This window comes from Bacillus alkalicellulosilyticus (genome assembly GCF_002019795.1).
GTDB lineage: Bacteria > Bacillota > Bacilli > Bacillales > Bacillaceae_F > Bacillus_AO > Bacillus_AO alkalicellulosilyticum.
Genome location: NZ_KV917381.1, coordinates 1,006,911 through 1,019,324, shown reverse-complemented (window position 1 = coordinate 1,019,324; position 12,414 = coordinate 1,006,911). Strand labels below are relative to the sequence as shown.

The window sequence follows — 12,414 nt, the reverse complement described above, 5'->3', positions numbered from 1 at the left end:
GTAGAGCACTGAAGTTACCTTTACTTCAGTGCTCTTTTACTTTTGTATCTGTTCATTGCGGTAGTTGCTACCATATCACTTACAAAAATATCAATGCTATCATCGTTGATACTATGAGACCAAGGATAACCGGAAGGAAGCTTTTTCGCACCAATTCCATGACAGGAACTTTTGCAAACCCAGCGACAGCTACTAACGAAGACCATGCAATGAGTGTTCCTCCACCTACCCAAATTGAACCCATTTGTCCAATTGCCGCAAGCGTTGACACATCCACACCTACACTATCACCTAACGCTCCAGACAACGCTCCAATTAACGGTAGACCTGAAAACCCAGATCCATCAAGACCAGTAATCATCCCTAGTATGAGTAAACTAAACCCAGCTATGAAACTACTTTCAGGAATTTGGTGTTGTCCGGCTTGAACAAGGTCAAACAAAAATGAGGGTGGATTCTCTACGCCAAAGATGGTAGAAGACAACTCTTGGCTTCCGAGAAAGAAAAATCCAGCAATAGGGATGACAGGACCCATCGCCTTAAATGCGAACAGAAACCCCTTCACAATATGATTACTTACACTAGAGAACGATTCTTTTATACTTTTTATCACATTCGACGCAATTAACAATAGAATTGCAGTACCGCCGATAAGCGCAGCTCCTGCTCCACCCTCCATTGGTGGTATAGCTTCGGAAAACTTAGCTAATACCATGTAAACAATAATCAAAAGAAAGGAGAGAGGCACAAGAATCGCAAACCAGGTGCTATATTTACTTTTCTGTTGGTTAACGACGTCAGCTACCTCTTGCTCAACACTTGAATCGAGTTTTTCCCACTTGTGTAAATGAGCCTCAGAGGGCGTTTGAATTGTTTTACGAATAAAAAGATAGGCAAGTGGAATGGCAACTAAGCCAGTGATTATGGAGAGGATAAATGCTTTATCAGCAACTTCACCTACTGGAACTCCTGCCGCCGTAGCACTGAGCATTGGTGCGATTTGAATGACATAATCTGAAGACAAAGCCATCCCTTGACCTGCTAAAGAAATGGCGAGTGCCGCACCAATGGGGGGTAATCCAGCTCGAATGGCTACTGGGATAAGAAGCGCTCCAACGAGAGGAACTGCTGGAGTTGGCCAGAAAAATAATGAGATTGAATACGTGATAAACACAATGACCCAAAAGGAAATATGTCCATTGACCATAACTCGCTGAAACGGAGTAATCATTTGTTGGTCAGCACCTAGTGTCTTTAAGGAATGAAGAAGCGCTGTCATAATTGCTATAATAAGAAAAATATTGAATAGCTCACCCGCAGCGACCAAGCTTGCTTGAAAAATAGTTTGCAACCCACTAAACAACGAACCCGTATATATCCAACCGACTAAAAACGTAATCACTAATGCAGGGACCACAACATTTTGTCTGCAAAGCATCGTCAAAATAATAATAATGGTTCCAACTAAATACATCCAATGCGCAGCTGTTAATTCTACCATACATCAGAACCCCTTCCAATGAAATAGGCTACTGTAGTTAGAACGACTAGGCTTTATTTATTGTTAAAATAAAATATGTATGAACCTACCCGTTGGCTATAGTTACAAACTACTAATTAGGAAAAAGGATTAAAATCTATCACAAAAAAAGTCTGGATATGAGTAGAACCATGCAAACCAATGTGAACACTTTTCCTTATCTTATACTTATACTCATACTAATAACGCCTACCGTTACAGTAGACGTTTAGGAATCCTTATAGGAGATAGACTTACTTCTGTTTCGCTAACGATTCTCGGTCAGCGGCCGTTGGAGTTTGCTCCAACCATCCTTTTTCTATCATAATATTCAAACCATCCTCTGCATATAAACCTACCTCTGCCATAAGCTTCGTATATTGTACAATGATATCTCTTCGCTGACAGGTTGCCAGTGCCGTTCCGTAATATCCGACAGCAATTCCAACAAGCGATACAATATGGAAAAGCATTAACTTGTCTGAAAATGGAGAAGTTGTTGAAGTGGTTATTTCCGCTTCTAACGATTGCGCAGAATGAAGGTGGTTTTCTGATAAAAGCTCTTCAAATACCCCCATATGCTTTTTACATAAAGATGCTCCACGTTCAAAGTATTGACGCAATTCTTTAGTCTGTGTCACTTGACTAAAGCCAAGTTCCAAAACGACTTTGACTACGGTCTTCACCATATTATAGTATATACCAGTGATTTCGACCGCATTGACAGGTCTTTTCGTACCAAAAAACCCTCCGATATAGCTTTCATCTTTTACAAAATCAATATTTGCTGGAGGATTTATGATAGGTGCTCGATTAAACACGCCTTTAGCAAGCATCACATTTACAATGGTATCAAATAAATCCATAGTTTCCGTTTGACATTTTTGAAAATAAGTCCTTTGGTCTACTCTTACTGTATTACCTATGGCCAAAGCATATCCATTCATTCCATGAAGCGCCATTGTATACATATAAACAAGCATGAACTTATCGGTGAATAATGCGGGTACATCCTGATAAACATCTGATTCTGAAAAACCATAAAATGTAGGAAATCCTTCTTTTGCTGTAAACTCTTTAATACTTTCTACATGCACCTTTGAAAGGTCTCTCGCTTTTTCAAGTATCTTAAGAATTTCCGGGTCCTGGCACGTCTCGATAAAGTGTGTCAGGACACAAATACTCATTGAATCATTCATATACTGAGTCCATAGATTTCCGACTTCAGGTGCTGTTAAACGTTCATGGTGACTAATACTCATAAAAGAAATATCCTCCTCATATGTACTTATCGATAATTGTGCCCATATGAAATTAATATTATTAATTACCTTTATCAACTTGTCCATACAATCAAAGTATTTTTTATTAAGTGGTTTAACACCGTCTCACTATGGGTAAATACCAAATGAGATTAAAGAACTAATACTTCATAACTATAAAACTAATTATTTTGGAGGATGCATATGAGTGTTTATAACTATTCAGCAGTTGCGATGAACGGAAGAGAGGTTTCTTTAGAAGAATACAAGGGGAAAGTTTTATTAATTGTTAACACAGCCGGACAATGTGGATTTACATATCAGTACCAAGATTTACAAAAATTAAATGATCGATACAAAGACAAAGGCTTTGTCATTTTAGGTTTTCCTTGTAACCAATTTGACAACCAAGAACCTGATTCAGATGAAAGAATTCAGTCGAAATGTATGTTAAACTACGGAGTAACCTTCCCTTTATTTAAAAAAATTAATGTGCGGGACGAGAACATTCATCCGTTATTCGACTATCTATCACATTCAAAACCGTTTGAAGGATTTAATCAATTTCATCCGGTATCAAAAATTCTTTTGCCCTTAATCAATGATAAACACCCAGAGTATTTGGTGGATGACTTTTCAATTAAGTGGAACTTTACAAAGTTTTTAATTGATTCAAATGGCAATGTGAATAAACGATTTGAATGTACAACAGATATTATTGACTTAGAACTTGATATTGAAAAACTATTAGAAGCCATTCCAGTGTAAAAAAAGAGGGTGAGACTAAAGGTTTTATTACCTTTTGTCTCACCCTTAAAGCAATGTGCGAAACCGCCACTATCTTTTAAAATCCCGTTGTGAGTGGGTTTCTCACAACGGGATTTGTGGCGAGTGAAGCCAGTGCAGATGTTTTAGCTAGTTCTGCCCCAGCCCCTTTTGTTTATACTAATTAGCTAAATAAATAGGTATTTAAGAATGCATTACGAAACTTTCCTGTTGGGTCGTATTGGTGAAGCAATTGCTGAAACTGTGGTAGTCTTGGATAAGCTGATTGAACATATTGAGGAGTCATCGTAAATAACTTCCCCCAATGTGGACGCGCTTGATACGGTTGCAATTGTTGTTCGATGGTTGGTAACAACTTTTGAACTGATTTCCAATCATCCTTCCATGTAAAATGGATTGCAATTGATTCCTGGTTATAGCACGGGCTCATCCATAATTGGTCTTCTGCAATGCTCCGAACTTCACAAATATAAAGCAATGGAGCCATTATCTCTTTTAGTTGGGCCAAGGAACAAAGTGCTTCATAGGCGTGGCTCCGCGGAATGATATATTCACTTTGTAACTCTTTGCCACTACTTGGGGTGAACTCCATGCGAAAGTGTGGCAAGCGCTCATGCCAATGGCCATTAACTCCCATTTGTTCCGTACAGTTTTCCGTGGCATGTCCTGGAACAGGATGAACATTCGCTAAGGCTGGACTAGCACCAAAAAATTCTTTTTTAGGATGATACATTTTTTGATCAGTCAGTTGATGCTTAATCCACACTTGATTAAAGATTTCTTCTTTCCAGTCTGTAAATAAGCTAACACTATAGGCACTCGAAAAAATAGCATTGAGATGATCATGAAGAGTGGCAAGCGGAAGATTTTCATACACATCTTGTCTCATTTGAAACGTAGGAATGACATCCAACGTTACCTTCGTAACTACCCCAAGACCACCAAGCCCAACTGCTACACTATTCATATCTTCATCCGAAAATTGAACGACATCCCCCTCAGCAGTTATAAGCTCCATTCCACGAACCGAACTAGAAAGTACCTTATTTTGGTCACCTGAGCCATGAGTTGCCGTTGCACACGCTCCCGCTACAGAGATGTGTGGCAACGACGCCATGTTTCGCAGCGCAAATCCGTTTCGATGAAGATACTTTCCAAGCTCGCTATAAGTTATTCCGCCTTCAACCGTAACGGTTTGACGTTCACGATGTAACTGCAACACTTGATTCAGTTTTCCAAGTGAAATCAAGTCATCTGTTGTATCTGCAATGCCATTAAACGAATGACGAGTACCCAAGACTTTTACCGTCTTGCTCTTTGTCACAATCTGCTGAATTTGATCTGTCTTTTCAGGCATGTGTAACCTGACCGCATTATATTTATAGTTTCCTGCCCAGTTCCGTTCTGTCATCCTCTCAGTCCTTTACATTTATTTTTTAGAAGAAACCTACCTTTGAATCCTGCTCTGAATCCCATTTTGAAGTTTTGCTTTTTTTATTATCCTTCTGTAAATCTTTACAGATAGCATCTAGGTCGACCTTACCTTCGTAATGACATTGAAGAGCAATTGATGTATATAACTCATTTATCTGAGCAAATGAGAAACTCTCTGTATTAGCTACGAGTCGTTCTACTTCTTCATCCGTAATAAACTGGTTTACTTTTTTTCTTAATAAGTAACTTTTCCTCATCTCTAGTGTAGGTAGCTTTAACTCATACGCTCGGTCAAATCGTCCTGACCGGTTAATAAGGGCTGGGTCTATTTTCTCGGGGTAATTCGTAGTACCAATGATAAATATTCCTTCTTTTGATGTGGACCCATCGAGAATGTTTAAGAATACTGAACGAACTTCTTTAGGCATTGAATCAATATCTTCAACCACAAGCGTCATTGGCGTCATTTTAGCAATTGAGCTAAACACTTCACGGATTGTATAGCTCGATGTGTGTTCTGTAATTTGCCAGTAGACGACGGGCGCCTCAATACTCGTGGCAATCGACTTCACTAATGTGGTTTTCCCGTTTCCTGGTTTTCCGTACAGAAGAATCCCACGCTTATAAGGAATATGATTCGTCGTGAAAAAATGGCCGTCATCTTTAAAAAATTGGTCGATCGAACGGTAAATTTCCTTCTTCAAACCTTCTTCAAGAATGACATCCTCTCGAGAAACGAGAGTTGTAATTTTCTCAGTTGTCCGTTCAATCCCATCATCTGTATCTGTAAAAACAGTCACATAATTTTTGTGGTATTCCCGCTTTCTTTGTAAGACATACTGAAGAAAGGTGACCATTGACTCATTCGATTCAGCGAGAACAAAACTATATTCATTTTGATACTCATTTTGGAATATAGTGACCTTTGCAAGTGCTACTTTATACGTAGAGTAGTAATAAAGAGAATTTAAGATTCTTGGTTTGACAATAAGTTCTAATTTTTTATCAGTATGGTTGGATGAAATCGTAGACGTTTCCAACCCATCAAACAGGTGCGAAATAAAGGTAACCTCTCTCTTCTCATCTTTTATATCTTCTTCTAGTACTTCAAATAATTCATCAGATGTTTCGTCATCCGCATACAACGTAAAGTCAATTCCTAGTTCTTCAACTAGCTTTGTTTTAATTCCTTCAATCACAAAGCCATACTCATAATAATTAGGAACTTCTTTTACATCTAAGTTGTTAAACGTAAAAATAAATGGTGTAGGATTCATTCCATTTCCTTTCTTCATGTAGAAATCATTTTTAATATAAAAATCAACCTTCTTCTTTTTATAATACAGTGGTTTTACTAGAAGTAAAATACTAAACTTTCATAATACCACTACAAAAAAACCTCTAGTATCTTTGGTACGAAAACTAGAGGCGGGTTCCATATGATTACCCTTCAATATCTCTTTTTTGATATCCGATACAACCAAGGACAATGAGCGTGATAGCCACTATCACTAGAATTGAAGTGGAGACTAGATTCATTTCTTCTACTGGAAGTTGAGGAACATACCCAAATGGAGAAAGCTTAGCCATCCATTCTGGCATTTGTAACATATTTCCTAAATAAACAACAAAGAAGGAATACGCAAGGTAAATCCATACTACACTTGTCAGTTGAGGAAAAAAGCCGATAAATACAACTGCCATTCCTACCATCACTGCAATAGCCGGAATATAAATTATTCCTGCTTGTAGCATCGTTCCCAATGATATTGGGTCTTTCATTACCGCTGAAGCAGCAGACCACAATCCCACTATCGCAAACAATAACATCAACGTTCCAAAGACGAGCGATATTCCTAAGTAACTCCCTATAACTGATGTACGAGAAACTGCTCGGGAAAGGAGATGCTCGGTTCGTTGCCTTTTTTCTTCTCCTTTAAGTTTTAGCATGAATAATAAAGCGGGAATCGTACAAATCATTGAAATAACTGCGCTTAGCATCGTCAAAAACTGTTCCGTTAAGGAAACACCTTCAACCCCAGCCAACATTTCAACTAATACTTCATTACTAGAAAAAAAGGTCTCTAAATCCCCAAACACTGAACCATAAGAGACTCCTAAAACAACCATACCAATGGCCCATGCTATAATACTGGTGCGTTGCAACCTAAGTGCAAGACCTATAGGATGCAGCAACAAGGCAGATGCATGGATACGACCTGGCTTAGACCGGAAAAAACTCGCTTCTAAATCTCGAATAGAATTAAGGTACAATGCTATAAAAATTAGGACCAGTGAAGCACCGATCGTTAACCAAATTGGCCACCAATAATTTGTCACATACACTTCAGTCCCTATAATCCAACCTAAAGGTGAAAACCACGACAGAGTTTCTTGACTGACATCACCTACAGCACGGATAAGATAGGCCAACCCAAGAAAAGCAAATGAAAAACCAATGGTCCCTCTGGAATTCTCGCATAATTGAGCAAATAACACAGTGACTGCCATAAAAAATAATCCCGTTGCTCCTAAAGCAGCTCCATATAGGAGCGAACCATTTAAATCCATACTTTCAATTTGTAACGCATATAACCCAAACCCCGTGACTAAAGCAAGTACGACATTGGCCCCAGTGAAAACAATAATTGTTGCGCCCACATTAGCCAATCTACCAACAGGAAGGGAACGAACAAGTTCAACCCGACCTTCCTCTTCATCTACTCTTGTATGCCTTGTAACTAATAAAATGGACATAATCGCGACAGCAATCGCTGTAAAAAGCAACATTTGATGAGCCATCATCGCTCCTAGTGTATAATTATCCAGACCATAACCCTGTCCTAACATCGCTGTCATAGCAGGATTTTTCATGGTTTCCGCAATCGCCTGTCTTTCTTGTTCATTTTGATACAAGTTTGTAAATGAAACTGTAATGATAAAGGTCAATAAGGTCAAGGAGAGCAACCAAATCGGAAGACGAATGCGATCTCGTCGCATCACAAATTGCGTCATCATACCCGTTTGATTAAAGAGTTGCTTCCACATTACGATTCACCCCTATCACTCTCATAGTGACGCATAAACAAATCCTCTAATGTAGGTGGTGTACTTTCTAGCTTAATGAGTCCATATTGGCTAACAAGTCGCATAACAGCATCCAATTCCTCGGAATCCACTTGAAAAGAAAGGGATTGTTCACCTTTAACGATATCATGAACTCCCTTCACTTCGGCTAGTGATGGAACAGCTTGCTTCGTTTCTATTATCAAGTTCGTTCTCGTGAGATGTCGTAATTCTTGTAACGTCCCCGATTCAATAATTTTGCCTTGTCTGATAATCCCAACACGGTCACATAACCGTTCAACTTCTGATAAAATGTGACTTGAAAGCAATATGCTTTTTCCTTCATTTTTAGCTTCTAATACACAATCTTGAAATACTTTTTCCATTAATGGATCAAGACCTGACGTTGGTTCATCCAATATATATAAATCTGCTTCAGCAGCAAATGCAGCGACTAAAGCTACCTTTTGCCTGTTTCCCTTTGAATATGTTCGGCACTTTTTAGATGGATCAAAATTAAACCTTTCAATTAATTCCTCCCGACGTTTTTTATTGGAAGCACCACGCAATTTCATAAATAAATCAATGACTTCTCCGCCAGTTAAGTTTGGCCATAAATTAACATCGCCTGGAACATACGCTACCCGTTTATGAATGTCAACTGCGTCCTTCCAAGCATCTAACCCAAAGACCTTTGCTTCTCCACCAGAAGCCTTCAATATTCCAAGTAAAATTCGAATAGTCGTTGACTTACCTGCCCCGTTTGGACCAATAAATCCATATACTTCTCCACTGTTCACTTCCATGTCCACACCAGATAACGCTGCAACCTTTCCAAACGTTTTTGTTACATTTACGGTTTGTAAAATGGTCATGTTTTACAGCCTCCCCTTTGTTCTATTTCTCAGTTTAATTAATTTATGAACTTTTTTTACTTATATATTTCATAATATATATTAAATTACATTAATGCAATAGTTTTTGAAATATAATATTTGTTTTATTTCATAACTTTGAGTACACTTAACATTGAGGTGAACAATATGGACGGGTTTCAACGACGGAGAGAACAGAAAAAAACAAATATCCTAGAGGCCGCATTAGCCCTCTTTATGGAATATGGAATTCAAAAAGTATCGATTTCAGAAATAGCTCAAAAAGCAAATGTCTCCCAAGTAACGATTTACAATTATTTTGAAAGCAAACATAACTTGATTCATGAAGTATTTATCTATTATGTAGATCAGGCCTCGAGCGAGTTTGAAAAAATCGTATTCAGTGACCTTCCATTTCCCGAGAAAGCAAAACAAATCATCTTTAGTAAAAAAGAAGTATCCACTCAAATCAACACTGAATTTTATAGTTACTTAATGGCTGAATATTCGGCCGGGGAAAAACATATAGAACAAATATATGCAGAAAAAGCAATTCCTTATCTTCTACATCTGTTTGAAGAAGGGAAAGAACAAGGATATATCGACCCGACATTATCTAATGAGGCGATTTTGTTTTATATCAAAATGCTAAAGGAATACATTCAACAGGAACACATTTATTCAAAAATCCTACCACTGACCGAAGACATCACAAAGATATTCTTTTTCGGGCTGATGGGGAATCAGAAAAAAGACTAAATTAAAAGGGTAGGACAAAAATATTTTTGTCCTACCCTTTTAGCAATGAGTGTCACGTTAACTGAAATATTGCTTTATCTGTGCGTTCGCTTTAAACACCCCAAAGACCTTTACTGACCTAATGGTTTTTCTTGCTAACTCCAAATCCACATCCTCATCCAAAACAAACATTCCTACAACATTAATATCCATTCTCTTATTTTTTTGAAGGAAGCCTTCAAGCATCTTTCTATCATATCGACTAACACCAAGTAAGAACGATTTTTCCGTCACCACAACATCAATTTGTTTATCATGAGTGGATAGTTGATTACGAATCGATGTTTTTATGAAGTCTGTACGGTTAGAATAAAACCCTTGTTCCACGAGTAAATCAACTTTTCCTAAATCAACAACATTCATATTAACTGTTATTTTCTCTGTCTCAGCCAACTAGGTCACCTTCCTTTTATTGGATAACTAAATTTTAACACCTTTTTATCACTCTGTAAACATCCAAATACCATCCACATGGATGTTTTTTAGTTTTTTTTGAGGATGGCAACTACAAGGATAAAAACGTATAATAAAGATAATTCTGAAATGGAGGTGTTTTATGATACTAAAGCCACGCGAAGAACCACTCGAATTAAAAGTTCTAAAGCTATTACAACGAAGAAAATCCCTTTCTGAGAAAGACAAAGTTTCTCTTGTACGGCTTGAAAAAGGTTTTCAAGGCGAAAAACAACTTGACCTCTTACTGCAAAATACTCAATTAGATAATATTCTCCTATGCAACCTCTTGCTAGAAACCCACCAAACTACTTACGAAATCGATACTCTTTTTATTACTTCATCTACTTTATATCTTTTTGAGGTGAAAACGTTCGAAGGAGACTATTTGGTCGAAGGCGATAGGTGGTCAATGTTAAATCACAAAGAAATTAAAAATCCCATACTTCAAGTTAAAAGAACAGAATCGTTGTTCCGTCGCCTCCTCCAAGACCTCGGCTATAATACCCACATCGTAAGTAACCTTACTTTTATGAATCCCGAATTTTACTTATACCAAGCCCCAACCACTCTCCCAATTATTTTTCCTAACCAATTAAAACGGTTTATTACAAAACTAGAGCAACAGCATTCCTTCATTGAAAACCGTCATTTACGCTTAGCTGAAAAACTGATGGATCTTCACTTAGATGTATCCCCCTATGTCCGATTACCACAATATACTTTTGACCAATTGACCAAGGGTATCCAATGCCGTTCTTGCGGGTCACTTATTGGTCCAAAACTAGAGCACAATTTAATTGTCTGCAAGGAATGTAGGTCTACTGAAAAAGTGGATGATGCTGTGTTACGCAGTGTAGAGGAATTTAAAGTTTTATTCCCTGACGAAAAAGTAACTAGGAATAAGATTCGAGAGTGGTGCAAAATAATAGAATCCAAGAAAATGATGCGAAGAATTTTAAACAAGCACTTCAGTTTAAATAATAATGGTAGAAGCGCTTATTACACATAAGTTTGTTGTATTGTTAATTTAGGTTTAGGAGAAACATATTATTCGTTCCCTTGAAAGGCTGCTCTCTCCTCTCAATGGGCACGATTATTTCTATTCGTTCCCTTGAAAGGCTGCTCTCTCCTCTCAATGGGCACGATAATTTCTATTCGTTCCCTTGGGAGGTCCCCCTCTCCTCTCAATGGGCACGATTATTTCTATTCGTTCCCTTGGAGGCTGCTCTCTCCTCTCAATGGGCACGATTATTTCTATTCGTTCCCTTGGGAGGCTGCCTCTCCTCTCAATGGGCACGATTATTTCTATTCGTTCCCTTGGGACTCTCCCCTTTCCTCTCAAAGGGCACGATTATTTCTATTCGTTCCCTTGGAGGCTGCTCTTTCCTCTCAAAGGGCACGATTATTTCTATTCGTTCCCTTGGGAGGCTGCTCTCTCCTCTCAATGGGCACGATTATTTCTATTCGTTCCCTTGGGAGGCTGCTCTCTCCTCTCAATGGGCACGATTATTTCTATTCGTTCCCTTGAAAGGCTGCTCTCTCCTCTCAATGGGCACGATTATTTCTATTCGTTCCCTCTGGAGGCTGCTCTCTCCTCTCAATGGGCACGATTATTTCTATTCGTTCCCTTGGGAGGCTGCTCTCTCCTCTCAATGGGCACGATTATTTCTATTCGTTCCCTTGGGACTCTCCCCTTTCCTCTCAAAGGGCACGATTATTTCTATTCGTTCCCTTGGAGGCTGCTCTTTCCTCTCAAAGGGCACGATTATTTCTATTCGTTCCCTTGGAAGGCTGCTCTCTCCTCTCAATGGGCACGATTATTTCTATTCGTTCCCTCGGGAGGCTCCTCTCTCCTCTCAATGGGCACGATTATTTCTATTCGTTCCCTTGGGACTCTCCCCTTTCCTCTCAAAGGGCACGATTATTTCTATTCGTTCCCTTGGAGGCTGCTCTTTCCTCTCAAAGGGCACGATTATTTCTATTCGTTCCCTTGGGAGGCTGCTCTCTCCTCTCAATGGGCACGATTATTTCTATTCGTTCCCTTGGGAGGCTGCTCTCTCCTCTCAATGGGCACGATTATTTCTATTCGTTCCCTTGAAAGGCTGCTCTCTCCTCTCAAAGGGCACGATTATTTCTATTCGTTCCCTCTGGAGGCTGCTCTCTCCTCTCAATGGGCACGATTATTTCTATTCGTTTCCTTGAAAGGCTGCTCTCTCCT

General features: G+C 38.8%; 10 protein-coding genes. 3 read left to right on the top strand and 7 right to left on the bottom strand.

What is annotated here, in order from left to right; genetic code table 11:
• Positions 1 to 79 precede the first annotated feature (79 nt).
• Both BK585_RS05310 and BK585_RS05305 read right to left on the bottom strand, forming a co-directional pair.
• Positions 80 to 1,501, bottom strand: coding sequence for a hypothetical protein (locus BK585_RS05310; RefSeq protein WP_078552394.1), 1,422 nt, complete (start codon positions 1,499 to 1,501; stop codon positions 80 to 82).
• Between the two features lie 272 nt (positions 1,502 to 1,773).
• Positions 1,774 to 2,781: a DUF3231 family protein gene (locus BK585_RS05305; protein ID WP_170885483.1), complete on the bottom strand. Its 1,008-nt coding sequence runs from the start codon at positions 2,779 to 2,781 to the stop codon at positions 1,774 to 1,776.
• 204 nt (positions 2,782 to 2,985) lie between these two features.
• Here BK585_RS05305 and BK585_RS05300 point away from each other — a divergent pair, with 204 nt between their 5' ends.
• Positions 2,986 to 3,549, top strand: coding sequence for a glutathione peroxidase (locus tag BK585_RS05300; protein ID WP_078552390.1), 564 nt, complete (start codon positions 2,986 to 2,988; stop codon positions 3,547 to 3,549).
• A 181-nt stretch (positions 3,550 to 3,730) separates the two neighbouring features.
• On the opposite strand, the gene BK585_RS05295 is transcribed toward BK585_RS05300, so the two are convergent.
• The 4 genes from BK585_RS05295 to BK585_RS05280 all read right to left on the bottom strand — a co-directional run bounded on the left by BK585_RS05295 (position 3,731) and on the right by BK585_RS05280 (position 8,942).
• Positions 3,731 to 4,978 carry an FAD-binding protein gene (locus BK585_RS05295; protein WP_078552389.1) on the bottom strand — a complete coding sequence of 416 codons (1,248 nt, stop codon included), beginning with the start codon at positions 4,976 to 4,978 and terminating at the stop codon, positions 3,731 to 3,733.
• A gap of 25 nt (positions 4,979 to 5,003) precedes the next feature.
• Positions 5,004 to 6,296 (bottom strand): AAA family ATPase, encoded by a 1,293-nt coding sequence (locus BK585_RS05290; RefSeq protein WP_245805785.1) that lies wholly within the window; start codon positions 6,294 to 6,296, stop codon positions 5,004 to 5,006.
• A 148-nt stretch (positions 6,297 to 6,444) separates the two neighbouring features.
• Positions 6,445 to 8,049, bottom strand: coding sequence for an ABC transporter permease (locus BK585_RS05285; protein WP_078552387.1), 1,605 nt, complete (start codon positions 8,047 to 8,049; stop codon positions 6,445 to 6,447).
• The gene (locus BK585_RS05280; protein WP_078552386.1) at positions 8,049 to 8,942 is read right to left on the bottom strand and encodes an ABC transporter ATP-binding protein; all 894 of its coding nucleotides are present in this window, start codon (positions 8,940 to 8,942) and stop codon (positions 8,049 to 8,051) included. The genes BK585_RS05285 and BK585_RS05280 overlap by 1 nt, the downstream gene beginning before the upstream one ends.
• A gap of 168 nt (positions 8,943 to 9,110) precedes the next feature.
• Between BK585_RS05280 and BK585_RS05275 the strand changes: the two genes are divergently transcribed.
• Positions 9,111 to 9,701, top strand: a complete 591-nt coding sequence (locus BK585_RS05275) for a TetR/AcrR family transcriptional regulator (protein WP_078552384.1) — start codon at positions 9,111 to 9,113, stop codon at positions 9,699 to 9,701.
• Positions 9,702 to 9,758: 57 nt separating this feature from the next.
• On the opposite strand, the gene BK585_RS05270 is transcribed toward BK585_RS05275, so the two are convergent.
• Positions 9,759 to 10,133, bottom strand: coding sequence for a CopG family transcriptional regulator (locus BK585_RS05270; RefSeq protein WP_170885482.1), 375 nt, complete (start codon positions 10,131 to 10,133; stop codon positions 9,759 to 9,761).
• Positions 10,134 to 10,296: 163 nt separating this feature from the next.
• On the opposite strand from BK585_RS05270, the gene BK585_RS05265 reads away from it, so the two are divergent.
• Complete coding sequence (locus tag BK585_RS05265) at positions 10,297 to 11,205, top strand: nuclease-related domain-containing protein (protein ID WP_078552383.1); 909 nt, start codon at positions 10,297 to 10,299, stop codon at positions 11,203 to 11,205.
• Positions 11,206 to 12,414 lie beyond the last annotated feature (1,209 nt).